The 25,695-nt window shown below is 33.4% G+C and carries 25 protein-coding genes; 23 read left to right on the forward strand and 2 right to left on the reverse strand.

Features of this window, described 5'->3' with window-relative positions:
• Nucleotides 1-30 precede the first annotated feature (30 nt).
• Nucleotides 31-282 (reverse strand): 30S ribosomal protein S20, encoded by a 252-nt coding sequence (gene rpsT / locus RPL90_RS05885; protein ID WP_313546695.1) that lies wholly within the window; start codon nucleotides 280-282, stop codon nucleotides 31-33.
• 301 nt (nucleotides 283-583) lie between these two features.
• Between rpsT and lepA the strand changes: the two genes are divergently transcribed.
• The 19 genes from lepA to recO all read left to right on the forward strand — a co-directional run bounded on the left by lepA (nucleotide 584) and on the right by recO (nucleotide 18,937).
• Nucleotides 584-2,407 carry a translation elongation factor 4 gene (gene lepA / locus RPL90_RS05890; protein WP_313546698.1) on the forward strand — a complete coding sequence of 608 codons (1,824 nt, stop codon included), beginning with the start codon at nucleotides 584-586 and terminating at the stop codon, nucleotides 2,405-2,407.
• Between the two features lie 400 nt (nucleotides 2,408-2,807).
• Nucleotides 2,808-3,932, forward strand: a complete 1,125-nt coding sequence (gene hemW, locus RPL90_RS05895; RefSeq protein WP_313546701.1) for a radical SAM family heme chaperone HemW — start codon at nucleotides 2,808-2,810, stop codon at nucleotides 3,930-3,932.
• A gap of 100 nt (nucleotides 3,933-4,032) precedes the next feature.
• A complete protein-coding gene (gene hrcA / locus RPL90_RS05900) occupies nucleotides 4,033-5,013 on the forward strand; it encodes a heat-inducible transcriptional repressor HrcA (protein WP_313546704.1) in 981 nt (326 codons plus the stop codon).
• A 26-nt stretch (nucleotides 5,014-5,039) separates the two neighbouring features.
• Nucleotides 5,040-5,681 (forward strand): nucleotide exchange factor GrpE, encoded by a 642-nt coding sequence (gene grpE, locus RPL90_RS05905; RefSeq protein WP_313546707.1) that lies wholly within the window; start codon nucleotides 5,040-5,042, stop codon nucleotides 5,679-5,681.
• A gap of 51 nt (nucleotides 5,682-5,732) precedes the next feature.
• Entirely contained in the window at nucleotides 5,733-7,568 is a 1,836-nt protein-coding gene (gene dnaK, locus RPL90_RS05910; RefSeq protein WP_313546710.1) for a molecular chaperone DnaK, read from the forward strand.
• Nucleotides 7,569-7,713: 145 nt separating this feature from the next.
• Nucleotides 7,714-8,847, forward strand: coding sequence for a molecular chaperone DnaJ (gene dnaJ / locus RPL90_RS05915; protein ID WP_313546712.1), 1,134 nt, complete (start codon nucleotides 7,714-7,716; stop codon nucleotides 8,845-8,847).
• Between the two features lie 6 nt (nucleotides 8,848-8,853).
• Nucleotides 8,854-9,792, forward strand: coding sequence for a 50S ribosomal protein L11 methyltransferase (gene prmA, locus RPL90_RS05920; protein ID WP_313546714.1), 939 nt, complete (start codon nucleotides 8,854-8,856; stop codon nucleotides 9,790-9,792).
• A gap of 2 nt (nucleotides 9,793-9,794) precedes the next feature.
• Complete coding sequence (locus RPL90_RS05925) at nucleotides 9,795-10,547, forward strand: 16S rRNA (uracil(1498)-N(3))-methyltransferase (RefSeq protein WP_313546717.1); 753 nt, start codon at nucleotides 9,795-9,797, stop codon at nucleotides 10,545-10,547.
• Between the two features lie 5 nt (nucleotides 10,548-10,552).
• The gene (gene mtaB, locus RPL90_RS05930; protein ID WP_313546720.1) at nucleotides 10,553-11,899 is read left to right on the forward strand and encodes a tRNA (N(6)-L-threonylcarbamoyladenosine(37)-C(2))-methylthiotransferase MtaB; all 1,347 of its coding nucleotides are present in this window, start codon (nucleotides 10,553-10,555) and stop codon (nucleotides 11,897-11,899) included.
• A gap of 117 nt (nucleotides 11,900-12,016) precedes the next feature.
• Nucleotides 12,017-12,193 carry a 30S ribosomal protein S21 gene (gene rpsU, locus RPL90_RS05935; RefSeq protein ID WP_000048060.1) on the forward strand — a complete coding sequence of 59 codons (177 nt, stop codon included), beginning with the start codon at nucleotides 12,017-12,019 and terminating at the stop codon, nucleotides 12,191-12,193.
• A 233-nt stretch (nucleotides 12,194-12,426) separates the two neighbouring features.
• Complete coding sequence (locus RPL90_RS05940) at nucleotides 12,427-13,095, forward strand: NfeD family protein (protein WP_313546898.1); 669 nt, start codon at nucleotides 12,427-12,429, stop codon at nucleotides 13,093-13,095.
• 19 nt (nucleotides 13,096-13,114) lie between these two features.
• On the forward strand, nucleotides 13,115-14,101 hold the full coding sequence (gene floA, locus RPL90_RS05945; RefSeq protein WP_048793565.1) for a flotillin-like protein FloA: 987 nt from the start codon (nucleotides 13,115-13,117) through the stop codon (nucleotides 14,099-14,101).
• An 11-nt stretch (nucleotides 14,102-14,112) separates the two neighbouring features.
• A complete protein-coding gene (locus RPL90_RS05950; protein WP_313546733.1) occupies nucleotides 14,113-14,760 on the forward strand; it encodes a hypothetical protein in 648 nt (215 codons plus the stop codon).
• Between the two features lie 262 nt (nucleotides 14,761-15,022).
• Nucleotides 15,023-15,970, forward strand: coding sequence for a PhoH family protein (locus RPL90_RS05955; protein WP_313546736.1), 948 nt, complete (start codon nucleotides 15,023-15,025; stop codon nucleotides 15,968-15,970).
• Between the two features lie 3 nt (nucleotides 15,971-15,973).
• Entirely contained in the window at nucleotides 15,974-16,438 is a 465-nt protein-coding gene (gene ybeY / locus RPL90_RS05960) for an rRNA maturation RNase YbeY (protein WP_313546739.1), read from the forward strand.
• A gap of 4 nt (nucleotides 16,439-16,442) precedes the next feature.
• Complete coding sequence (locus RPL90_RS05965) at nucleotides 16,443-16,790, forward strand: diacylglycerol kinase family protein (protein ID WP_313546742.1); 348 nt, start codon at nucleotides 16,443-16,445, stop codon at nucleotides 16,788-16,790.
• Between the two features lie 61 nt (nucleotides 16,791-16,851).
• Complete coding sequence (gene cdd / locus RPL90_RS05970; RefSeq protein ID WP_313546745.1) at nucleotides 16,852-17,259, forward strand: cytidine deaminase; 408 nt, start codon at nucleotides 16,852-16,854, stop codon at nucleotides 17,257-17,259.
• The gene (gene era, locus RPL90_RS05975) at nucleotides 17,259-18,155 is read left to right on the forward strand and encodes a GTPase Era (RefSeq protein ID WP_313546748.1); all 897 of its coding nucleotides are present in this window, start codon (nucleotides 17,259-17,261) and stop codon (nucleotides 18,153-18,155) included. Before cdd ends, era begins: the two co-directional genes overlap by 1 nt.
• Nucleotides 18,156-18,175: 20 nt before the next feature.
• Nucleotides 18,176-18,937, forward strand: a complete 762-nt coding sequence (recO, locus tag RPL90_RS05980; protein ID WP_313546751.1) for a DNA repair protein RecO — start codon at nucleotides 18,176-18,178, stop codon at nucleotides 18,935-18,937.
• A gap of 455 nt (nucleotides 18,938-19,392) precedes the next feature.
• Here recO and RPL90_RS05985 read toward each other — a convergent pair whose 3' ends face one another.
• On the reverse strand, nucleotides 19,393-20,784 hold the full coding sequence (locus RPL90_RS05985; protein ID WP_313546754.1) for a glycine--tRNA ligase: 1,392 nt from the start codon (nucleotides 20,782-20,784) through the stop codon (nucleotides 19,393-19,395).
• Between the two features lie 349 nt (nucleotides 20,785-21,133).
• On the opposite strand from RPL90_RS05985, the gene RPL90_RS05990 reads away from it, so the two are divergent.
• From RPL90_RS05990 to rpoD, 4 genes are all read left to right on the forward strand, one after another.
• A complete protein-coding gene (locus tag RPL90_RS05990) occupies nucleotides 21,134-21,757 on the forward strand; it encodes a helix-turn-helix transcriptional regulator (RefSeq protein ID WP_313546901.1) in 624 nt (207 codons plus the stop codon).
• A 12-nt stretch (nucleotides 21,758-21,769) separates the two neighbouring features.
• Nucleotides 21,770-22,597, forward strand: coding sequence for a pyruvate, water dikinase regulatory protein (locus RPL90_RS05995; RefSeq protein ID WP_313546757.1), 828 nt, complete (start codon nucleotides 21,770-21,772; stop codon nucleotides 22,595-22,597).
• Between the two features lie 42 nt (nucleotides 22,598-22,639).
• Entirely contained in the window at nucleotides 22,640-24,424 is a 1,785-nt protein-coding gene (gene dnaG, locus RPL90_RS06000; protein ID WP_313546760.1) for a DNA primase, read from the forward strand.
• 144 nt (nucleotides 24,425-24,568) lie between these two features.
• Nucleotides 24,569-25,675 (forward strand): RNA polymerase sigma factor RpoD, encoded by a 1,107-nt coding sequence (gene rpoD / locus RPL90_RS06005; protein ID WP_048793577.1) that lies wholly within the window; start codon nucleotides 24,569-24,571, stop codon nucleotides 25,673-25,675.
• Nucleotides 25,676-25,695: the final 20 nt, after the last annotated feature.

The raw sequence follows: 25,695 nt of genomic DNA on the forward strand, positions 1-25,695 counted from the left end.
AAAAGTTCAAGCGTAGGCTTGAACTTTTCATTATTTAGCAGATGTCATTAATGATGATTTAATACGATCAGCTTTGTTTGAGTGGATTAAGTTGCGTTGCGCAGCTTTATCTACTTTTTTAATTGCAAAGTTTACTAATTCTGATTTGTTATCAGCATTAGTTTCGATTGCTGATTTTGCTCTTTTAACTGCTGTACGCATTTCTGATTTTTGAGTCACGTTTTGTGTTTCAGCAGATTGTGTTGTTTTAACACGTTTTACTGCAGATTTAATGTTTGGCATGAGTGTCACCTCCTAAAAGTGAGCTTAGCTATCAAATTTGATTTGATTACAACAAAAAATATTTTATCAAATCAGTAACCTTTGTGCAATCATTTATTTAATGATAGTGACTTTATTTTTGATTTAAAAATAATAATTGGAAACTCTGACAAATATCTTTATAATGAATATGTTACACATAATATCATTATAAATACAAGTTTTTTAATGAGGTTTGCATTTATAATATAAAAACGTTATTCTGACAAAGATGTCTTACATAATATACGGGTTAGAATTATGAAAGTGAGAATGATAATACATGGATAAACAAGAACGATTCAATAGACGAAAATATATAAGAAACTTTTCTATTATCGCACATATCGACCATGGAAAATCTACATTAGCAGATAGAATTCTTGAAAATACAAAATCTGTAGAAACAAGAGATATGCAAAATCAGTTATTAGATTCAATGGACTTAGAAAGAGAACGCGGTATAACGATTAAATTAAATGCTGTACGTTTAAAATACGACGCTAAAGATGGGGAAACATATACATTTCATTTGATTGACACGCCAGGACATGTCGATTTTACATATGAAGTATCTAGATCACTAGCCGCATGTGAAGGTGCAATACTAGTTGTGGATGCAGCACAAGGTATTGAGGCTCAAACGTTAGCTAATGTTTATTTAGCGCTAGATAATGATTTAGAATTGTTACCAGTCGTGAATAAAATAGACTTACCAGCTGCTGAACCAGAAAGAGTGAAACAAGAGCTCGAAGATGTTATCGGCATCGACCAAGATGATGTCGTACTAGCGAGTGCCAAATCAAATATAGGTATCGAAGAAATACTAGAACAAATTGTAGAAACTGTGCCACCTCCAGAAGGGGATCCTGATGCACCATTAAAAGCACTTATTTTTGATTCTGAATACGATCCTTATCGAGGCGTCATTTCATCAATTAGAGTTGTTGAAGGTGTAGTTAAAGCTGGAGATCGTATCAAAATGATGGCTACAGGTAAAACTTTCGAAGTTACAGAAGTAGGTATTAATACACCTAAACAATTGCCTATCGATGAATTAACAGTTGGCGATGTAGGCTACATTATAGCAAGTATTAAAAATGTAGATGATTCACGTGTTGGGGATACGATTACGCATGAACAACGTCCTGCAGAAAAACCATTACAAGGTTATAAAAAAATGAATCCAATGGTTTATTGTGGTTTATTCCCAATAGACAATAAAGATTATAATGATTTAAGGGAAGCATTAGAAAAGTTACAATTAAATGATGCATCATTAGAATTTGAACCAGAATCTTCACAAGCTTTAGGCTTTGGTTATAGAACTGGCTTCTTAGGTATGTTACACATGGAAATTATTCAAGAGCGTATTGAAAGAGAATTCGGCATTGACTTAATTGCAACTGCACCTTCAGTAATTTACGAATGTGATTTGAAAAATGGTGAAACGGTTTCGGTAGATAACCCAGCGCAAATGCCTGAACGCGATCGTATTGAAAAAATCTTTGAGCCTTATGTTAAAGCTACAATGATGGTGCCAAATGATTATGTTGGTGCTGTTATGGAATTATGTCAACGTAAACGTGGTAATTTCGTAAATATGGACTATTTAGATGATATTCGCGTTAATATAGTTTATGAAATTCCGTTAGCTGAAGTAGTATTCGACTTCTTCGACCAATTAAAATCTAACACTAAAGGTTACGCTTCATTCGATTACGAATTTATCGAAAATCAAGAAAGTGACTTGGTGAAGATGGATATATTACTAAATGGCGAAAAAGTAGACGCTTTAAGTTTTATTGTGCATAAAGATTTTGCATATGAACGAGGCAAAGCTTTAGTAGAAAAACTAAAAACATTAATACCACGACAACAATTTGAAGTACCTGTTCAAGCCGCAATTGGTCAAAAAATTGTTGCACGTACTAATATTAAATCCATGGGTAAAAACGTGTTGTCTAAATGTTATGGTGGCGATATTAGTCGTAAACGCAAATTATTAGAAAAGCAAAAAGCAGGTAAAGCCAAAATGAAAGCAGTAGGAAATGTTGAAATTCCGCAAGACGCTTTCTTAGCAGTACTTAAAATGGATGAAGAATAAAGCGAATAGTTGGCGATTCGAGTTCCTAAAGCAACAGTGAATAATAAAGCAAAGACAGCAAAACGCCTTTGCCCCAACAAACAAAATAGCAGTGGCTGACTGAATTGAAACGGCGCGTTACACGCTTGTTTCAATACGAGTCATCTGTGCGGGGGTGGGACTACGAAATCATTCTGATTTCTGTCATCGATATCTCGTGGTTGTACAGCATAAAGCAAAGACATAGAATGCCTTTGCCCCTATAAAAGAATAGCAGTGGCTGACTGAATTGAAACGACGCGTTATACGCTTGTTTCAATACGAGTCATCTGTGCGGGGGTGGGACTACGAAATCATTCTGATTTCTGTCCCACTCCCTAATTTATGTTAATAATAAGTTTTATGATAGGAGGTGTGCCGCATGAAGGTGAAGAGTGCTTATATTCATATCCCGTTTTGCGTTAAAATTTGTACTTATTGTGATTTTAATAAGTATTTTATTCAAAACCAACCCGTAGATCATTATTTGGATTGTCTGATCAAGGAAATGGAAATGAGTAAAACAAGAAAGTTACAAACTATGTTTGTTGGTGGAGGGACACCTACCGCTTTAGATGTAAATCAGTTAGAAAAGTTATTAATTGCCATCAATAATATATTTACAATAACTGGGGAGTATAGTTTTGAAGCTAATCCAGACGAACTTACACTTGAAAAACTAGAATTATTAAAAAGATATGGTGTGAATCGTTTATCAATGGGCGTGCAAACGTTTAATCCTAAATTATTAGAGGTCTTAGGTAGAAGTCACAAGACTGAGGATATATATTCGGCGGTCGATAATGCAAGAGCTGTAGGTTTTGAATCTATTAGCTTAGATTTAATGTATCAATTACCTCAACAATCATTAGAAGACTTTAAAGAAAGTTTAGATTTAGCACTAGCATTAGATATTGATCATATTTCTAGTTATGGACTTATTTTAGAACCTCAAACTCAATTTTATAATATGTATAGAAAAGGTAAATTGTCTATGCCTAACGAAGATGTGGGTGAGGCAATGTATGAGTACTTAATAACAAGAATGAACAATAGTGAAATGCACCAATATGAATTATCCAATTTTGGTAAAGTTGGTCACGAGTCAGAACATAATAAAGTTTATTGGAAAAATGAAGGTTATTATGGCTTTGGTGCAGGAGCAAGTGGTTATGTAGATGGAGAACGTTATACAAATGTTAATCCAGTAAATCACTATATTAAAAAAATCGAAAATAATAAACGTCCAGTATTACATGCCACTAAGCCAACTAGGGCTGAACAAATGGAAGAGGAAATGTTTTTAGGTTTAAGAATGAATCAAGGTGTTAGTATTACTCGTTTTCACGAGAAGTTTGATATTTCTATAAATGAAATCTTTGGTCAAACACTTTCTAATTTATTAGACCGAGGATTAATTAAACAAAAAAAAGATTATTTTTCATTAACTGAACGTGGCAAAGTCATTGGGAATGAGGTTTTTGAGGCTTTTTTACTTAGTGTGTAAATTTTTAATAATTTTCAATGCTTTAACATTGACTTACTTTGACCAATTTGATAAATTATAATTAGCACTTGAAACAAATGAGTGCTAATGAGGTGAAAACATGATTTCTCACAGACAATTGAGCATTCTAAATGCCATTGTTGAAGATTATGTCGATACTGACCAACCGGTTGGTTCAAAATCTTTGATAGAGCGACATAATTTAAATGTTAGCCCTGCTACTATTAGAAATGAGATGAAACAATTAGAATCTCTAAACTTAATAGAAAAGACACATACGTCTTCAGGAAGATCACCTTCCGAACTAGGGTTTAGATATTATGTAGATCAATTATTAGACCAAACATCTCACCAACAACAAAAAAAGATCCAACGTTTAAGAGAAATATTAATTGAACATCAATATAATATTTCGACTGCTTTAGATGCTTTCGCAAATGAATTGTCTATCGCTTCACAATATACTACGTTGGTTATGCGTCCAAATCATAAACAAGATATTATAAGTAATATTCACTTAGTACGTGCTAATGATTATTTAGTAGTTATGGTTGTTGTATTTACGTCAGGTCATGTCGAACACTTACATTTAGCTACTCAAAGTCGTTTAGACAATGATGAGTTAAACAAAATTTCAAATTTTGTCACCGCTAAATACAATGAGTTGTCCACATATCACTTCGAAAATGATTTGAATTCATTTACACAGTCTGTAAATGAGCGTAAATTTATTCGAGATATGCTAGAGACATTACAATTACATTTTGATAATCAAAGTAATGGCATTTTCATGGGTGGAAAGGTTAAACTAATTGATGCGTTGAATGAAACCAACGTCTCATCAATACAACCTATTTTACAATATATTGAGTCTAATAAAATAAATGACTTACTTAATGAAATGTCAGGTTCGTCTATTAATGTCAAAATAGGACATGAAATCGACGATAGTTTAAGTGATATTTCTATCGTTTCAAGTGATTATCATATTGATGATAGATTAAAAGGAAAGATTGCGGTGATTGGACCTACTGCAATGAACTATCAAAATGTAATACATTTACTAAATAAGATTTGGTAATTAATATTTGTATTGGAGGGCAGGAAATGACTGAGAATAACGAATCAGTAAGCAACAATCAAGAAACAGAAGAAGAGACATCTCAAACGGCTTACCGAGATCATGAAAATGACGGTGCCGATAGTGTTGCTAATGAACAAACACAAGATGCGAACGATAACCTGCAAGACAACGAGACAGAAACAACTGAATCTGAAGAAGCGCAGGTTGATCCTAAAGACGCAGAAATCGAAAAACTTCAACAAGAAGTTCAGCAAAACGAAGAAAAATATTTGCGTTTATATGCAGAATTTGAAAATTATAAACGTCGTATTCAAAAAGAAAATCAAACAATGAAAGCATATCAAGCACAAAGTGTGCTAAATGATATTTTACCTACAATTGATAACATTGAACGTGCATTACAAATCAATGGCGAAGATGAACAATTTGTTTCACTTAAAAAAGGTGTCCAAATGGTTTATGATAGCCTTTTAAAAGCACTTCAAGATAATGGCCTAGAAAAAATTGAAACAGAAGGCCAACAATTTGATCCAAATTTCCATCAAGCAGTGATGCAGGATAACAATGATGAATTTGAATCAGGTCAAATTACGCAAGAATTACAAACAGGATATAAATTAAAAGATCGTGTACTTAGACCTTCAATGGTTAAAGTAAACGAATAAAATTTAATCTTACAATAAACATCTTATATAACTAACAGGAGGAATATTTTTATGAGTAAAGTAATAGGTATTGATTTAGGTACTACAAATTCATGTGTTGCTGTATTAGAAGGTGACGAACCTAAAGTTATTCAAAACCCTGAAGGCGCAAGAACTACTCCATCAGTAGTTGCATTCAAAAACGATGAAACACAAGTTGGTGAAGTTGCTAAAAGACAAGCTATCACTAATGCTAACACTATCCAATCAATCAAACGTCATATGGGTACTGACTATAAAGTTGATATCGAAGGTAAATCTTATACACCACAAGAAATTTCAGCTATGATTTTACAAAACCTTAAGAAAACAGCTGAAGATTATTTAGGTGACACAGTAGATAAAGCTGTTGTAACTGTTCCAGCTTATTTCAATGATGCTGAACGTCAAGCTACTAAAGATGCTGGTAAAATTGCTGGTTTAGAAGTAGAACGTATCATTAACGAACCAACTGCAGCTGCTTTAGCTTATGGTTTAGACAAAACTGAAAGCGACCAAAAAGTATTAGTATTTGACCTTGGTGGCGGTACATTTGACGTATCTATCCTAGAATTAGGCGATGGCGTATTCGAAGTACTTTCAACTTCAGGTGACAACAAACTAGGTGGGGATGACTTTGACCAAGTTATCATTGATTATCTAGTATCTGAATTCAAAAAAGAAAATGGCGTAGACTTAAGCCAAGACAAAATGGCATTACAACGTCTTAAAGATGCTGCTGAAAAAGCTAAAAAAGACTTATCAGGTGTATCTCAAACACAAATTTCTCTACCATTCATTTCAGCTGGAGAAAGTGGCCCATTACACTTAGAAATTAACTTAACTCGTTCTAAATTTGAAGAGTTAGCTGATAGCTTAATTAGAAGAACTACGGAACCAACTCGTCAAGCTATGAAAGACGCTGGATTATCAAGCTCTGACATTGATGAAGTTATTTTAGTAGGTGGTTCTACAAGAATTCCAGCAGTTCAAGAAGCTGTTAAAAAAGAAATCAACAAAGATCCACACAAAGGTGTTAACCCAGACGAAGTTGTAGCTATGGGTGCTGCAATCCAAGGTGGCGTAATCACTGGTGATGTTAAAGACGTAGTATTATTAGACGTAACTCCACTTTCATTAGGTATAGAAATAATGGGTGGACGTATGAATACTTTAATTGAAAGAAACACTACTATCCCAACATCTAAATCACAAGTTTACTCTACAGCTGCAGATAACCAACCTGCCGTTGATATTCACGTATTACAAGGTGAACGTCCAATGGCATCAGATAATAAAACATTGGGTAGATTCCAATTAACAGACATTCCACCAGCTCCACGTGGCGTACCTCAAATCGAAGTAACATTCGATATCGACAAAAATGGTATTGTAAATGTTACTGCAAAAGACTTAGGTACTAACAAAGAGCAAAACATCACTATCCAATCAAGCAATACTTTATCTGATGATGAAATCGATCGTATGGTTAAAGATGCTGAAGAAAACGCTGAAGCAGACGAAAAACGTCGTGAAGAAAGTGATCTTAGAAACGAAGCTGACAGCTTAGTATTCCAAGTTGAAAAAACAATCACTGACTTAGGCGAAAATGTTTCTGAAGAAGATAAATCAAATGCTGAAGAGAAAAAAGAAGCATTAAAATCAGCACTTGAAGGTTCAGACCTTGACGATATCAAAGCTAAAAAAGAAGAATTAGAAAAAGTGGTTCAAGACTTATCAGCTAAAGTATATCAACAAGCTCAAGAACAAGCGCAAGCTCAACAAGGCGAACAAGGTCAAGCACAAGACGATAACGTTGAAGATGCTGATTTTAAAGAAGTTAACGATGACGACGAAAAACAAAAATAATTTGAACTATGCAGCTTAAGTCGTAGTTAATTAAATAAGAAATCCAATTGCTTAGCCAAAATAAGTCAAAGTCAATTGCACATTGGCTTTGACTTTTCTTTTTAATTAGTTACATTCAAATAATAACTAGAAGGAGAGATAAACTGTGGCCAAACGAGATTACTATGAGGTCTTGGGTGTAAGCAAAGACGCATCAAAAGACGAAATTAAAAAAGCTTACCGTAAACTTTCTAAAAAATATCATCCTGATATTAATAATGAAGAAGGTGCAGACGAAAAGTTCAAAGAGATTTCAGAAGCTTATGAAGTGTTAGGCGATGAAAATAAAAGAGCTAACTATGATCAATTCGGTCATAGTGGACCACAAGGTGGCTTTGGTGGTCAAGGATTCGGCGGTCAAGACTTTAGCGGTTTCGGCGGTGGCGGATTTGAAGACATCTTTAGTTCATTCTTTGGTGGCGGCCGTCAACGTGACCCTAATGCACCTAGAAAAGGCGACGATTTACAATATACTATGACAGTTACTTTTGACGAAGCTGTATTTGGTACTGAAAAAGAAATTTCTATCAGAAAAGATGTTACTTGTCATACATGTGACGGTGAAGGTGCTAAACCTGGTTCTAAGAAAAAGACTTGTCATTATTGTAATGGTGCTGGTCATGTGTCAGTTGAACAAAATACTATTTTAGGCAGAGTCAGAACTGAAAAAGTTTGTCCAGTCTGTGAGGGTTCAGGTCAAGAATTTGAAGAACCTTGTGAAACATGTCACGGTAAAGGTACAGAAAATAAAACTGTTAAAATTAAAGTTACTGTACCAGAAGGTGTAGATAATGAACAACAAATTAGATTAGCTGGTGAAGGTACACCAGGTGAAAATGGTGGCCCTCACGGCGATTTATATGTTGTATTCAGAGTTAAGCCTTCAGAAAAATTCGAAAGAATGGGCGATGACATTTATTACAGCTTAGATATTACATTCCCACAAGCCGCTTTAGGTGATGAAATTAAAGTACCTACACTAAAAAGTAGTGTAATGTTAACGGTACCTGCTGGCACACAAACTGGTAAACAGTTCCGCTTAAAAGATAAAGGTATTAAAAACGTACACGGCTATGGCTACGGAGATTTATTCGTCAACGTCAATGTAGTAACGCCTACTAAGATCAATGATCGACAAAGAGAACTTTTAAGAGAATTTGCCGATATTAATGGCGAAGAATTATCTGAACAACCATCAAATTTTAGAGATAAGGCTAAACGTTTCTTTAAAGGAGAATAATTTATTATGCAGTGGACCGAAGTTTCCATAACAGTTAATCACGACGTAGCTTCTTTAGCTAGTAACATATTAGAAGATTATGGCTCTAACGGAGTCGTTATTGAAGATTCAGATGATTTAAAATACGATTTTGAAGATAGATTTGGAGAAATTTATAATTTAAGTAATGATGCATACCCTGATGCAGGCGTTAGAATAAAAGCGTATTTTAATGAGATTAAATTTACCAATGAATTAAAAACCAACATCATCGATTCAATAAAATCTCTTAAATCATTAAATCGTGATATTTTTGATTATCAAGAAAATATCATACAAGAGCAAGATTGGGAAAATGAGTGGAAAAATTATTTTCATCCATTTCGAGCGTCTGAACGATTTACTATTGTCCCAAGTTGGGAAGATTATCAAAAAACAGATGCAGATGAATTATGTATTGAACTAGATCCTGGTATGGCATTTGGTACTGGTGATCATCCAACTACTAATATGTGTTTAAAAGCTATTGAAAAATACGTCGATGTTAACGATAGAGTTATTGATGTTGGAACTGGTTCAGGCATATTGAGTATTGCTGCACATTTGCTAGGTGTAAAACGTATCAAAGCTTTAGACCTCGATGAAATGGCAGTTAAGGTCGCGGTTGATAATTTTAAAAAGAACAACTGTGAAGATTCAATCGAAGCTGTACCTGGAAACTTACTGACTGAGGAAACTGAAAAATTTGATGTCGTCATAGCAAATATTTTAGCTCATATTATTGATGAAATGATTGATGATGCTTATAATACTTTAAATGAAAATGGTTATTTTATTACTTCTGGTATAATAGAAGAAAAGCACGAAGAAATAATCGATCATATGAAGCGTACAGGTTTTAAAATCATTTCAGTAAACCACGATAGCAGTTGGGTCTGTATTGTGGGACAGAAAGAGAGCGAATAATTTTGCAAAGATATTTTTTAAACCAAAACGCTGATCTTAATCAGCGTTTTTCTATTACACAAAGCGATGATATTCATCATATTTCTAAAGTTATGCGACATCAAACTGGCGACGAAATTATAGTTACTTTCAATGAACAAGTAGCTTATCAATGTGAAATTATAAACATTGATAATGAAAGTATAGAAATTAATACTGTTCAACAATTAGATATTAATACCGAATTACCACAAGCTGTTACGATCTGTAGTGGCCTTATAAAAGCTGATAAATATGAGTGGTTATTACAAAAAGCAACTGAGCTAGGTGCACACCATTTTATCGCCACAACGATGGATAGATCTGTCGTTAAGTTAAATGCTTCAAAAGTAGAAAAAAAATTAGACAGATGGCAAAAAATTACTAAAGAAGCAGCTGAACAAAGTTATAGGTTAATCATACCTAACGTTGAATATGTGTCGAATTTACAAGTTTTATGTGATAATATAGATAAATATGATTATGTACTTGTAGCATATGAAGATGTAGCAAAGAATGGTGAAATCAATAATTTTAAAACTTTATTACAACGATTTGAACCTAATGCAAGCGTGTTAGTAATTTTCGGACCAGAGGGTGGATTCTCCGAGAATGAAATTAAGTTGTTAGATAAAGTAGGTGAACAAATTGGTTTAGGACCAAGAATTTTACGGGCAGAAACTGCACCATTATATGTGTTAAGTGCGATAAGTTATCAAAAAGAATTATTGGGGTGATATTTATGTCCACAGTTGCATTTCATACTTTAGGTTGCAAAGTAAATCACTATGAGACAGAAGCAATTTGGCAATTATTTAAAGAAGCTGATTATGATAGAGTAGATTTTGAAACAAATGCTGACGTGTTTGTTATTAATACATGTACAGTGACAAATACTGGAGATAAGAAGAGTAGACAAGTTATTCGTCGTGCAATTAGACAAAATCCAGACGCAGTCGTATGTGTAACAGGTTGTTATGCACAAACTTCACCGGCAGAAATAATGGAAATACCTGGTGTAGATATTGTAGTAGGTACACAAGATCGTACAAAATTAATTGGCTACATAGAACAATATAAACAAGAACGACAACCGATTAACGGTGTGGGTAATATTATGAAAAATCGTACTTATGAAGAATTAGAAGTACCTTATTTTACAGACCGCACGCGTGCCTCATTAAAGATACAAGAAGGTTGTAATAACTTCTGTACTTTTTGTATTATTCCGTGGGCGAGAGGATTAATGCGATCACGTGACCCAGAAAAAGTTGTAGAACAAGCAACACAACTCGTTGATTCAGGATATAAAGAAATCGTCTTAACTGGTATTCATACTGGTGGATATGGTCAAGACTTGAAAAATTACAATTTGGCTCAATTGTTACGTGATTTAGAAACAATTGATGGATTAGAACGTATACGTATATCATCTATCGAAGCAAGTCAGTTAACAGACGAAGTTATCGATGTTATTGCAACATCAAACAAAGTAGTGAGACATTTACATATACCATTACAATCCGGTTCTGATTCAGTATTAAAAAGAATGAGACGTAAATATTCTATGGCTCATTTTTCAGAGAGATTAACTAGATTACACGCTGCTTTACCAGGTTTAGCTGTAACTAGTGATGTTATAGTTGGCTTCCCTGGTGAAACTGATGAAGAATTCCAAGAAACATATGATTTTATTGTTGATCATCATTTCTCAGAATTACACGTTTTCCCATATTCTCCTAGAATAGGCACACCAGCGGCTAGAATGGATGACCAAATAGATGAAAACATTAAAAATGATCGTGTACATCGTCTAATTAATTTAAGCGATCAATTGGCTAAAACATATGCTTCTAACTTTGAAGATGATGTTTTAGAGGTGATTCCAGAAGAAGTAGGTAGTGAAGAAGGTACTTTAGTTGGCTATGCAGACAACTACATGAAAGTTCAATTTAAAGCTGACGAGTCGCTAATTGGCCAACTCGTAAAAGTTAAAATTACTAAAGCTGATTACCCTATCAATAATGGGGAATTACTTCGTGTGATTGCTCATGCTACAAATAAGTCAGAACATAAACTTTTAGTATAAATTTGTAAATTTTACTAATTGACCGTTAAAGTTAGATATATTATACTAATTTATACATAGTTAAACTATGTATTAAAAGTAAAAGTTTCGTTGATATTTGGAGGGAGGGAAATACAGATGTCTAAAACAGTAGTCCGTAAAAACGAATCACTTGAAGATGCGTTGCGTCGATTCAAACGTTCTGTTTCTAAAAGCGGTACAATTCAAGAAGTGCGTAAACGCGAATTTTACGAAAAACCAAGTGTTAAACGTAAAAAGAAATCAGAAGCTGCACGTAAACGTAAATTCAAATAATTAATAGTTTCGTTGACTCCCTCAACAATATTAATTATATATAGCAACCACAGTTGATATATTCGGCTGTGGTTTTTTTATGTTATTCTATTGTTTATTTGAGCAACAATCATAGCAATTATAGTAGTTGAATTCCCCATAACTGTATTAATGACCGCCTGTTTATTGTATAATTAATATGAGAGCGGGGTGAAATCGTGAACTTATTATCTAATATACATACGTTGAGTTTTATGACCTCAATCCAGAGCCATAGTTGGTTAAATAACTTGGCTAATTTTATCGTAAGTCCAGTAATAGCTTTAATATTAACTTGTGTTATATTTTTAGGTCTTCTATATCAATTATATTCTAAAAGGATTAATATTATTGGTATTATCGCTACGTTAGCAATGCTAATTTTCTTTTTAGGCTTCTTAATTAAAGGTGATGTCAATTTAATTACTGTGATTCTATTTAGTATCGGTGTGCTATTCGTAATTATCGAACTATTTATTGTAGGTGCAGTGATTGGCATCATTGGTTTGACATTAATAATATTTAGTATTATTACATTGGGCGATAATTTAGTTTTTATGATAGGTAATGTTGTAATAGCATTAATTTTAGCAATCGTCGAGTGGGTGATATTAGTGAAAATTTTCAAACGTAACATACCATTTTTAGATAAAGTCGTACTGAAAGATTCTACTAATGCTGAATCTGGTTACACGTCTCATGATGACCGCTCTTATTTGGTTGGTGAAACAGCAGTAACAATGACTGATTTACGACCAGCTGGTATTATCTCAATCAATAATGAACGTATCGATGCAGTTTCAGACGGCTCATTTATTTTACGCAATAAAAGCGTGAAAATTCTTGAAGTTGAAGGTACACGAGTTGTTGTGAGAGAAATTTAAAATTTAAAGGAGAAATCATATGCTAATTAGTATAGGTATTATCGTAGTAATAGTAATTATTGCATTATTAATATTGTTTTCATTTGTACCTGTCGGTTTATGGATTTCAGCCATAGCTGCCGGTGTTAAAGTAGGAATTGGTACGCTTGTAGGTATGAGATTAAGAAGAGTATCGCCAAGAAAAGTTATCGCACCATTAATCAAAGCACATAAAGCTGGTTTAAATTTAACTACGAATCAATTAGAGTCACACTATCTTGCAGGTGGTAATGTTGATAGAGTAGTTGATGCTAATATCGCAGCACAAAGAGCAGATATTAATTTACCATTTGAACGTGGTGCTGCTATAGACTTAGCAGGTCGTGATGTACTAGAAGCCGTTCAAATGTCTGTAAATCCCAAAGTTATCGAAACACCATTTATTGCTGGTGTTGCTATGAATGGTATCGAAGTTAAAGCAAAAGCTCGAATTACTGTACGTGCTAATATCGCTAGATTAGTAGGTGGTGCTGGTGAAGAAACTATCATCGCTCGTGTCGGTGAAGGTATCGTTTCAACGATTGGTTCAAGTCAACATCATACTGAAGTATTAGAAAATCCTGACAATATTTCAAAAACTGTACTAAGTAAAGGTTTAGACTCAGGTACTGCATTCGAAATACTATCAATCGATATTGCTGACGTTGATATTAGTAAAAACATTGGTGCTGATTTACAAACTGAACAAGCACTTGCCGACAAAAATATTGCACAAGCTAAAGCCGAAGAACGTAGAGCAATGGCAGTAGCGCAAGAACAAGAAATGAAAGCTAAAGTTCAAGAAATGCGTTCTAAAGTTGTTGAAGCTGAAGCAGAAGTTCCACTTGCAATGGCCGAGGCATTACGTTCAGGTAACATCGGCGTTGGTGATTACTACAATCTAAAAAATATTGAAGCAGATACAGGAATGCGTAACGCAATTAATAAACGTACGAACAACAATGAAGACGAATCACCAGAAGAATAAGGGGTGATTAAATGAGTATCGGTATTATCATTTTTGCTATATCTGTAATAGTTACTATTATAGGTGCAATTAAAGATAATAGTCATAAAGAAAGACAGCGTCAACAAACACCAAAAAAACAACAAGAAACAGAACAACCTCGTGGTAAAAGTTTTCTCGAAAAACTTGAAGAAACTTTTAATGAATTAGAAGGACAGATGGAGGGCAAACCTCCTAGTCAAACAACACGAGAACGACAAACATCAGAAGTCGAACCACAACCAGTGACTGAATCACGTGCTGAAAAGATGGAAACACCAACAGCTCATTCACAGTCAACTGAAGATAGTGCTGCAGATAAAGAAAAAGTTCGACAACGAAAACAAGATGAAGAACTGCAAAAAGAACTTGAAGCTAGTGTTTTTAATGATCTAGAAAATGTACGTAATGAAATTGATCGTGAAAAAGAAAAGCAATTACAATTAATGGAAAAACGTGCACGTGCAATCATCAATGATAAATACTTATCTGAAAGAACAAAACGTTTTCGTTTAAAACAACTTATCAATGCCAATGCCATGCATGTCAATGGCTCTTCTGGTAATTTACGTTTTGATGACGATGAAGTCGTTAACGGTATTATTTGGTCAGAAATTTTAAGTAAACCTAAACGCGTTTAACATTAAAACACTCTATCAAAGTGAATATACTTGATAGAGTGTTTTTCTATGTTACAGTATAAAATGCTAAGTATATCTAATCCTTATAATGCACTTTAAAATAACTTATTAAGGTTACATGTTATAATATAAAGGTATTTAATATATAGACAACTTTTGAAGTGTCATCCTTAGTACTTATAGACAATTTATGTTTATTATTTTAAAATTTAAAGGACTTAATTACTAAATAAAAGAAATTTATTTGCAAAGGAGCGCCTATATGCCTGGAATTATTTATATTGACGATATCAATGAAGCACAAGCTCTCATCGGAAATAACGATGAACATTTGGAAGCTATTGAAGAAGGGTTCGATGTCGTCGTACATGCTCGCGGTCAAGAAATTGCTGTTAAAGGAAATGTATTGGAGCATGTAGAACAAGCTGAATCAGTATTAATTAATTTATTGAAAGTGATTCAACAAGGCATTAATATATCTCTCAAAGATGTTGAGTCAGCTATAAAAATGGCTCATAATAACACAATTGATCAATTAATAGATTTATATGAAGATGAAATCACTAAAGACGCATTTGGTAAGTCTATTCGAGCAAAAACGATGGGACAAAGACTTTACGTTAACGCGATGAATAGAAATGATTTAGTTTTTGGTATCGGACCAGCAGGAACTGGTAAAACATTTTTAGCGGTAGTTTATGCAGCAAAACAATTACGTAAAGGAAATGTTAAACGCATCGTTTTAACAAGACCTGCCGTTGAAGCTGGTGAATCTCTTGGCTTCTTACCAGGTGACTTAAAAGAAAAGGTAGATCCATATTTAAGACCATTATATGACGGATTGAATACAGTTTTAGGGCGAGAGCAATCTGCACGCTTTATTGAACGTGGCATTATTGAAATTGCACCTTTAGCATATATGCGTGGTAGAACTTTAGACGATGCTTTTGTCATTTTAGACGAAGCACAAAATACCACTCATGCACAAATGAAAATGTTTTTAACTAGATTAGGTTTTGGTTCAAAAATGGTCGTTACCGGGGATCCAACACAAGTTGATTTACCTCCAGGTGTTAAAACAGGCCTAAAAGAAGCGACTAAAAAATTAAATGACGTAAAAGGTATCAGTATATTAAAACTTGATGCTAGCGACGTTGTACGCCATCCATTAGTCAATAAAATTATAGACAAGTATGAAGGAGATGAATAACCATTGTTTACTATAGATTTTAGTGATCACACTTCAGAAGTTAATGATGCATGGTTTACGCAAATTGATGAGCTATTAACTTTTGCTAAAGAACAAGAAAATATTAATGATGAAGCTGAATTATCAGTGACATTTGTAGATAAAAATGAAATTCAAGATATTAATAAAATGTATCGTGATAAAGACAAAGTAACCGACGTTATTTCATTTGCATTTGAAGAAGAGGATACCGAAATTGTTGGTCCAGATATTCCTAGAGTACTGGGTGACATTATTATTTGTACCGATGTGGCTAAAGAACAAGCCGAACAATATGGACACTCATTTGAAAGAGAACTTGGCTTTTTAGCATTACATGGCTTTTTACATTTATTGGGATATGACCATATCGAACAAGATGATGAAAAAATCATGTTTGGTAGACAAGATGAAATCTTAAATGCTTATGGTTTAACAAGAGATAAGTGATATTATGGGCAGATTTAAACATGCATTTGCAGGTTTGTTAACCCTGTTAAAAAAGGACCATAATTTTTTCATTCATATAATTTGTGCATTGCTAGTCATTGTCTTAAGTTTTATCTTACGACTTTCAGCTATAGAATGGATAGTAATTATTATTGCTATTGCCATAGTATTAATAAGCGAAGCTATAAATACTGCAATAGAATTTGTCGTAGACTTAGTGACAGATTCTTATGCGACATACGCCAAATATGCAAAAGATATTGCTGCTTTTGCCGTGTTAATCGCTTCAATTGTAGCGCTTCTGCTTGGTTTAATAATTTTCATCCCTCATATTATAAATTTAATACAGTAATTGCATAATTTGTATTATACTTAAAGTAAATAGTGCAATATTTTGAGGGGGATGCTATTTTATGACATATAATAATGATTATTTTAATGAAGTAAGAAAAGCACAACAACAGGCATACGTTCCATATAGTAAGTTTAAAGTAGGTGCTTACTTACGAACAAAAGACGGCAATGTATTTTATGGCGCAAATGTAGAAAATGCAGCTTATCCAATGGCTATTTGTGCAGAACGTTCTAGTTTAGTAGCCGCTATTTCAAATGGCTATAAACCAGGAGATTTTGAATCAATTACAATAACTGTAGATGCCTCAGAACCATCATCTCCATGTGGTGCATGCAGACAAGTATTAAAAGAGTTATGCGATGATGACATGCCAGTCTATATGACTAATCACAACGGAGACATGATTGAATCTACTGTAGATAAATTATTACCACTTGGTTTTTCAGGAAAGGATTTAAATAATTAATGAAACATAAATCAGGATTTGTATCAATTATAGGTAGACCTAATGTAGGTAAATCTACATTCGTAAATAGAGTTATTGGACACAAAATTGCAATTATGTCTGATAAAGCACAAACAACGCGTAACAAAATTCAAGGCGTTATGACTGAGGAAGATGCACAAATTATCTTTTTAGATACGCCAGGTATTCACAAACCAAAACACAAATTAGGCGATTACATGATGCGTGTCGCTAAAAATACATTATCAGAAATTGATGCCATCATGTTTATGGTTAATGTAGATGAAGGTATTGGACGTGGCGATGAATTTATAATGGAAATGTTAAAAACTGTAAAGACACCCGTCTTTTTAGTGTTAAATAAAATCGATTTAGTACATCCAGATAAATTGATGCCAATAATCGAAAAGTATCAAACATATATGGATTTCACAGAAATAGTACCTATGTCTGCATTAGAAGGACATAATGTCGATCACTTTTTAAGTGTTCTAAAATCATATTTACCTGAAGGACCAAAATACTATCCTGACGATCAAATCTCTGACCACCCCGAGCAATTTGTAGTCGGTGAGCTTATTAGAGAAAAAATCTTACATCTTACTAGTGAAGAAATACCCCACGCGATTGGTGTTAATGTTGACCGTATGGTTAAAGAGGATGAAGATAGAGTACGAATTGAAGCTACGATATTCGTTGAACGCGACTCACAAAAGGGTATTGTTATCGGTAAAGGTGGTAAAAAACTTAAAGAAGTTGGAAAACGTGCACGTCAAGATATTGAACGATTACTCGGCTCAAAAGTATATTTAGAACTATGGGTTAAAGTTCAAAAAGATTGGCGTAATAAAGTGAATTTCATTCGTCAAATGGGTTATGTAGAAGACCAAGATTAATATAAGGATTGTGAGTTAACTTGTTAATCAAGCAAAAGGGAATAGTTATTAAATCAGTAGATTATGGCGAATCCGATAAAATCATTACAATCTTAAATGAACATGGTGCTAAAGTGCCATTGATGGCTCGAAGAGTTAAAAAAAGTAAAAGTGGACTCCAAGCTCATACACAATTATTTGTGTATGGGTTGTTTGTTTATTCAAAATGGAAAGGCATGGGGACAATTAGTTCTATAGATGTCATAGAACAAAATTACAATCTAAGATTAGATATTTATGAAAGTAGTTTTGCAAGTCTATGTACAGAAGTAATTGATCGTGCAATAGAACCGGAGCATGTCTCTAAAACGAATTATGAGCTGTTGCACTTCGTTTTATCCAAAATTAACGAAGGAGTATCTGCACAACTTATGTCTGTAATCGTTTTATTAAAAAATATGACTAACTTTGGTTTTAATGCTGTTTTCGATAGATGTGTTGTCACGGATAGTAAAGATCAATCTAAGCTCGCTGCATACAGTTTCAAGTTTGATGGGGCGATTTCAACGTTTGTTTTAGATAGAGACCCACATGCACTTAAAATATCTAATAAAACATTATATCTCTTAACTATATTACAACAAATGCCAATTGCTAAAATGAATTCTTTAAATATCAATGATGCTATAGTAGATGAAATGTCCGAATTACTTATTATGTTATATCGAGAATACGCCGGTATGTTTTTCAAAAGTCAAAAATTAATTAATCAATTGCATCGACTTGATGATCAACGTGAATAAGAAGGGAGCGGGACAAAAATCTTATTTATATTAGAAGATTTTGTAGTCCCGCCCCGTCAAGTATGTCTAGAGTTGAAAGCAGCTTGATACAAGTATATTTTCAATTTAGCCATCTACGATCCACATAAAATAAGGGGCTGAAGACGATATCGTCTTCAGGCCCTTATTTATTTACAATACTTCGTATTGTTGGCTCGCTTTCTTAGGGAACAGTTTCAGCCTGTACTTCAGCTTGTCTTGTTCCCTCAAGAGTCTCGCCAAAATACTTTGTATTTATATGTAATTTTGTATTGAAATAAATTTAAAAACTAAGGCACGCATTATAGTCATGCGTGTTGAATATTAGTTGTTTGAGTAGACAGAAACATAAATACTAAATAAAAAAATAGCCAATCAACACATTAGGTTAACGCGTGATTGGCTATTCATTATGATACAAAAGCTAATCTTAATGATTAAAATTTAACTTTTTCAGCTAAGAATGATTCTAATTCTTCAATTGGCATACGAACTTGTTCCATTGTATCTCTATCTCTTACAGTTACTCTTTGATCTTCTAACGAATCAAAATCGAAAGTAATACAATATGGTGTGCCAATTTCGTCTTGACGACGGTAACGTTTACCAATTGATTGTGATTCATCGAAATCAATTGAGAATTTAGTACTTAATTGTTCGAAGATTTTAATTGCTTCACTAGATAATTTTTTACTTAAAGGTAATACCGCTGCTTTGTATGGTGCTAGGGCAGGGTGGAAATGTAGTACTGTTCTAGCATCTTTACTTCCTTCAACACCTTCTTCATCGTATGCATCACATAAGAATGCTAATGTAACACGGTCAGCACCTAAAGATGGTTCTATACAATAAGGAATGTATTTTTCGTTTGTTTCTTGATCATGGTAAGTAAAGTCTTCACCAGAATGTTCACTATGTTTTTTCAAGTCGAAATCAGTACGGCTCGCAATACCCCATAGTTCACCCCAACCGAATGGGAAACGGTATTCAATATCTGTTGTAGCATTTGAATAATGAGATAATTCGTCTTCATCATGATCTCTAAGACGTGTGTTTGTTTCACTTAAACCTAAATCTTTTAACCACTCGCTAGCAAAAGTTTTCCAATAGTTTTGCCATTCAATTTCTTCACCAGGTTTGCAGAAAAATTCTAACTCCATTTGTTCAAATTCACGTGTACGGAAAATGAAGTTACCTGGTGTAATTTCGTTACGGAATGATTTACCAATTTGGCCAATACCAAATGGTAATTTTTTACGCATCGTACGTTGTACATTTTTGTAGTTAACGAAAATACCTTGCGCAGTTTCTGGTCGTAAAAATAATTCATTTGTTGAATCTTCAGTAACACCTTGGAAAGTTTTAAACATTAAGTTAAATTGACGGATATCAGTCCAATTAGCTGTTCCACTTACTGGACATACAATACCTTCTTCATCGATAATACGTTTCATTTCATCAAAGCTTAAACCATCAGCAACAAAATTTTCGTCGCCTTTTTCATTTAACATGTAATCTTCAATGATTTTATCGGCACGATATCTAATTTTACTATCTTTGTTATCAATCATTGGGTCATTAAAGTTACCTAAATGTCCTGATGCTTCCCATGTTTTAGGATTCATTAAGATAGCTGCGTCGATTCCGACGTTGTATGGTGATTGCGTAATAAATTTTTGCCACCATGCTTTTTTAACGTTATTTTTTAATTCTACACCAAGTGGGCCATAGTCCCATGTGTTTGATAGTCCTCCATAAATTTCACTACCTGGAAATACAAAGCCTCTATGCTTTGCTAATTGAACTACAGTATCCATATCTTTTGCCATTTACAATTGCACTCCTTTTTAACATAAAAACGCCCCAAGACAACGAAAAATAAACATACTTCATCATTGCCTTGGGACGAGTTATACTTTAATCACATTAAATGTGCTTAATATTAAAATTTTTAACCCGCGGTTCCACCCAAATTAGTGTAGTCACTCGCTTTTAATTTGATTCATAAATTTTTATTTATATGTGCCATTAAATAGTCGTTAAGCTCTCACTATCCTTAACTCGCTTACAATGTATATTTTAATCTATAGATACGCTATTAGCAAGTAATTATATGTATTTGTAGCATGAGATAAATCAATGTATAATTAATGTGTATGAATAAAGGGGTGAATCACAATAGAACTGAGTAAAAGACAACAACAAATAGTTGAGATTGTTAAAAACAATGGCCCAATTACGGGCGAACATATTGCAGAACGTTTAGAATTAACTCGAGCTACACTAAGACCTGATTTAGCTATACTGACAATGTCAGGCATATTAGAAGCAAGACCACGTGTGGGTTATTATTATCCTGGAAAACCAAAAAATAAATTAATATCTGAGCAATTGAAAAAATATGTCGTCAAAGATTACTCATCACATCCAGTTGTTGTTAAAAGTGAAATGACTGTTTATGACGCAATTTGTACAATATTTCTTGAAGATGTAAGTACTTTATTTGTTATTAATGAACATGGTGATTTTATCGGTGTATGTTCTAGAAAAGATTTATTAAGAGCGTCTATGATAGGTGAAGACATACATACTATGCCAGTCAATATCATTATGACACGTATGCCAAATTTAAATTATGTATTAGAAAACGAACGCGTAATATACGCCGCAAATTTAATGATTGAGAAAGAAATAGATTCATTACCTATTGTCAGTAAAAAAGACAATGGCTACTTTGAAGTAAAAGGTAGAATTTCTAAAACGACGATCACTAAAATTTTTGTGTCATTATTTAACGAATAGGTGGTATTTAACATGGAAAAAATTAATTTAATTGTTGCTTCTGACTCTGTAGGTGAAACAGCCGAATTAGTAGCAAGAGCCTGTATATCGCAATTCAACCCAAATCAATGCGAACATGAAATTATACGTTATCCATATATAGAAGCATTAGAAAATGTCGATGAAGTGATACAAGTAGCATTAGATACGCAAGCAATCGTAATCTATACACTTGTTAAACCTGAAATAAGAAAATATATGGAAGCTAAAGTAAGTGAATTAAATATCCAGTCTGTCGATATTATGGGTCCACTAATGAATATATTATTAGATAGAATTGACGAACAACCTTATTTCGAACCTGGTTTAGTTCATAGGTTAGACGAAGCATATTTCAAAAAAATTGATGCAATAGAATTTGCAGTTAAATATGATGATGGTAAAGATCCTAAAGGATTAGCCACTGCTGATATAGTGCTTTTAGGAATTTCTAGAACTTCTAAAACACCACTTTCTCAATATTTAGCGCATAAAAGTTATAAGGTGATGAATATTCCAATTGTTCCTGAAGTTACGCCTCCAGACAATCTATTTGAAACAGATCCTTCTAAATGTATTGCACTAAAGATAAGTGAAGAAAAGTTAAATAAAATTCGTAAAGAACGCTTACGCCAATTGGGATTAGGTGATAGCGCTAGATATGCAACTGAACAACGCATTAAAGAAGAACTGGATTATTTCCATGATTTAATTGATAGAATTGGATGTCCAGTTATCGATGTTTCAGACAAAGCCATAGAAGAAACTGCAAATGATATAATCAGCATCATTGAGCAAAATAATTTCAAAAAGGACGAATAACATTTATAATTATGTAATTAATGTTTAATAAGGTGATAAACTTTGCGAATCGAACAATCTGTTATTGATGAGATTAAAAATAAGACTGACATTTTAGACTTAGTCAGTGAATATGTGAAATTAGAAAAAAGAGGGCGCAATTACATTGGTTTGTGTCCTTTTCATGATGAAAAAACGCCTTCATTTACTGTTTCTGAAGATAAACAAATTTGTCATTGTTTTGGTTGTAAAAAAGGTGGCAACGTTTTTCAATTCACTCAAGAAATTAAAGATATTTCTTTTACAGAAGCCGTACGAGAATTAGGTGCACGTGTTAACATTACCGTTGATACACAACAGGATCATCAATATCAACACAACGGACATCAATTAGCGTCAGATGATTTAAAAATGATAGAAATGCATGAATTAATGCAACAATATTATCATTACGCCCTTAAAAAATCAGTTGAGGGTGAAGCGGCATTAGCCTATTTAAAAGATAGAGGATTTACAGATGAACTTATCGATGCACGTAAAATAGGCTATGCACCTAATAAAGCTCACTTTTGTCATGATTTTTTAGAGAAAAAAGGATATGATATTCAACTTGCTTATGAAGCGGGCTTACTTTCTAGAAATGAAGAAAATTTTAGTTATTATGATCGGTTTAGAGACCGCATCATGTTTCCGCTAAACAATGCTCAAGGTAGAACTGTAGGTTACTCAGGACGAACTTATACAAACCAAGAACCTAAGTATTTAAATTCTCCGGAAACACCTATCTTCCAAAAGAGAAGGTTGTTATATAACGTAGATTTGGCACGTAAAGCAATTCGTAAAAACGATGAAGCTATTTTATTAGAAGGTTTTATGGATGTAATTAAGGCTGATCATGCTGGTCTTAAACAAGTGATTGCTAGTATGGGGACTCAAATTTCTCAAGATCATATAACTTTTTTAAAAAAGCTTACAAACAATATAACTTTAATGTTTGATGGTGACTTTGCCGGGAGTGAGGCCACATTAAAAACGGGTAACAATTTACTTAAACAAGGCTTCAATGTTTTTGTTATTCAATTACCTAAAGATATGGACCCTGATGAATATATTGGCAAACATGGAGAAGCTGCATTCAATCATTATGTTGAACATGAAAAAAAAGCTTTTATTCTTTACAAAGTAAATATGCATCAAAAAGAAATAGAAAATAATGACTTGGCTTACGAAAAATATTTAAAAGAAATTACGAACGACATCTCTTATATGTCTTCTACTATTTTAAGAAAAAAAGTTATCCAAGATGTATCTGAAGTGTTTAAAGTCAATTTAGATAGTCTAAATAATGAAATAGATAGTCAACAATCTTATCATCAAGCCCCGTCTTATCAAGCACCATCAGTACCGCAATTTGCTAATTTGTCTAAAGAACAAATTGCTGAGCGTGCTTTACTCAAACATTTTATGAATGATAAAGATACTTTTTTAAATTATCATCAGTTAATTGAGCCTGAAGACTTTACAAATGACTATTTTAAGCGTATATTTATTACTTTACGCGAGTTTTACGCAGAGAATGATTCGTTTAGTATAAGTGACGTATTACAGTACATCGAAATTTCGGAAATTAAAGAAGCATTTATATCATTAGATAACTTTATGATAAATGAAGAACCGTATGAAAACGAAATTGATGACTATATTAATACTATAACAAAATACAGAATCTCTGAAACGATAGAGTCACTTAACAACAAGTTAGCAGAGGCTATTAGATTAGGGGATCAAGCATTACAAAAACAATATTTAGAACGAATAGTAAACTTCAATAAAAATAGAATGAATTAAATGCAATAGTTAAACTTCACTGCATATTTGACTATTACGGGATTAGCAATGTTTAATATGTGTCTTATTTGGAAATGAGTAGTAGTAATAAGCATTCGTAATAATTATTACTGCTAGTTGATATTATATTCGGGAGGCCTTTTCATGTCTGACAATAAAGTTAAAGTAAAAAAACAAACCATCGACCCATCTCTAACTTTAGAAGATGTTAAAAAACAATTGATCGAAAAAGGTAAAAAAGAAGGTCATCTTAGTCATGAAGAAATCGCAGAAAAACTGCAAAACTTTGAAATGGATCCAGACCACATGGATGACTTCTTTGATCAACTAAATGATAACGATATTAGTTTAGTAAATGAAAAAGATAGTTCAGATACTGATGATAAAATTAATCCAAATGATTTAAGTGCGCCTCCAGGTGTTAAAATTAACGACCCAGTGCGTATGTACTTAAAAGAAATTGGCCGCGTTAATTTATTAAGTGCACAAGAAGAAATTGAGTTGGCTAAAAAAATTGAAGAAGGCGATGAAATTGCTAAATCAAGATTAGCAGAAGCTAACTTACGTCTTGTTGTTAGTATCGCTAAACGATATGTAGGCCGTGGTATGTTATTCTTGGATTTAATACAAGAAGGTAACATGGGACTTATCAAAGCAGTAGAAAAATTCGACTTTAGTAAAGGGTTCAAGTTTTCAACGTATGCTACATGGTGGATCCGACAAGCAATTACTCGTGCTATCGCTGACCAAGCTAGAACTATACGTATACCTGTTCATATGGTTGAAACGATTAATAAACTTATACGTGTACAAAGACAATTACTACAAGATTTAGGTAGAGATCCGGCTCCAGAAGAAATTGGTGAAGAAATGGATTTACCACCTGAAAAAGTACGCGAAATCTTAAAAATTGCACAAGAACCTGTTTCATTAGAAACACCAATTGGTGAAGAAGACGATAGTCATTTAGGCGATTTCATAGAAGACCAAGAAGCACAAAGTCCATCTGACCATGCTGCTTATGAACTATTAAAAGAGCAATTAGAAGACGTACTTGATACATTGACAGACCGTGAAGAGAATGTCTTAAGATTACGTTTTGGTCTTGATGATGGTAGAACTCGTACACTTGAAGAAGTAGGAAAAGTCTTTGGCGTTACTAGAGAACGTATCAGACAAATCGAGGCTAAAGCATTAAGAAAATTGAGACATCCAAGCAGAAGTAAACGTCTTAAAGACTTTATGGATTAATTATTGGGCTCTTTTGTACA

The sequence above is a fragment of the Staphylococcus kloosii genome, assembly GCF_032139365.1.
GTDB classification, from domain to species: domain Bacteria; phylum Bacillota; class Bacilli; order Staphylococcales; family Staphylococcaceae; genus Staphylococcus; species Staphylococcus kloosii_A.

Bases quoted from the DNA above. Each gene is read 5' to 3' on its own strand.
- era (WP_313546748.1), top strand. From the start codon at position 17,259: ATGAAACATAAATCAGGATTTGTATCAATTATAGGTAGACCTAATGTA.
- hemW (WP_313546701.1), top strand. From the start codon at position 2,808: ATGAAGGTGAAGAGTGCTTATATTCATATCCCGTTTTGCGTTAAAATT.
- RPL90_RS05985 (WP_313546754.1), bottom strand. From the start codon at position 20,784: ATGGCAAAAGATATGGATACTGTAGTTCAATTAGCAAAGCATAGAGGC.
- rpsU (WP_000048060.1), top strand. From the start codon at position 12,017: ATGTCTAAAACAGTAGTCCGTAAAAACGAATCACTTGAAGATGCGTTG.
- rpoD (WP_048793577.1), top strand. From the start codon at position 24,569: ATGTCTGACAATAAAGTTAAAGTAAAAAAACAAACCATCGACCCATCT.
- hrcA (WP_313546704.1), top strand. From the start codon at position 4,033: ATGATTTCTCACAGACAATTGAGCATTCTAAATGCCATTGTTGAAGAT.
- dnaK (WP_313546710.1), top strand. From the start codon at position 5,733: ATGAGTAAAGTAATAGGTATTGATTTAGGTACTACAAATTCATGTGTT.
- RPL90_RS05965 (WP_313546742.1), top strand. From the start codon at position 16,443: ATGGGCAGATTTAAACATGCATTTGCAGGTTTGTTAACCCTGTTAAAA.
- RPL90_RS05955 (WP_313546736.1), top strand. From the start codon at position 15,023: ATGCCTGGAATTATTTATATTGACGATATCAATGAAGCACAAGCTCTC.
- lepA (WP_313546698.1), top strand. From the start codon at position 584: ATGGATAAACAAGAACGATTCAATAGACGAAAATATATAAGAAACTTT.
- RPL90_RS05995 (WP_313546757.1), top strand. From the start codon at position 21,770: ATGGAAAAAATTAATTTAATTGTTGCTTCTGACTCTGTAGGTGAAACA.
- cdd (WP_313546745.1), top strand. From the start codon at position 16,852: ATGACATATAATAATGATTATTTTAATGAAGTAAGAAAAGCACAACAA.
- floA (WP_048793565.1), top strand. From the start codon at position 13,115: ATGCTAATTAGTATAGGTATTATCGTAGTAATAGTAATTATTGCATTA.
- mtaB (WP_313546720.1), top strand. From the start codon at position 10,553: ATGTCCACAGTTGCATTTCATACTTTAGGTTGCAAAGTAAATCACTAT.
- RPL90_RS05940 (WP_313546898.1), top strand. From the start codon at position 12,427: ATGACCTCAATCCAGAGCCATAGTTGGTTAAATAACTTGGCTAATTTT.
- prmA (WP_313546714.1), top strand. From the start codon at position 8,854: ATGCAGTGGACCGAAGTTTCCATAACAGTTAATCACGACGTAGCTTCT.
- RPL90_RS05950 (WP_313546733.1), top strand. From the start codon at position 14,113: ATGAGTATCGGTATTATCATTTTTGCTATATCTGTAATAGTTACTATT.
- grpE (WP_313546707.1), top strand. From the start codon at position 5,040: ATGACTGAGAATAACGAATCAGTAAGCAACAATCAAGAAACAGAAGAA.
- rpsT (WP_313546695.1), bottom strand. From the start codon at position 282: ATGCCAAACATTAAATCTGCAGTAAAACGTGTTAAAACAACACAATCT.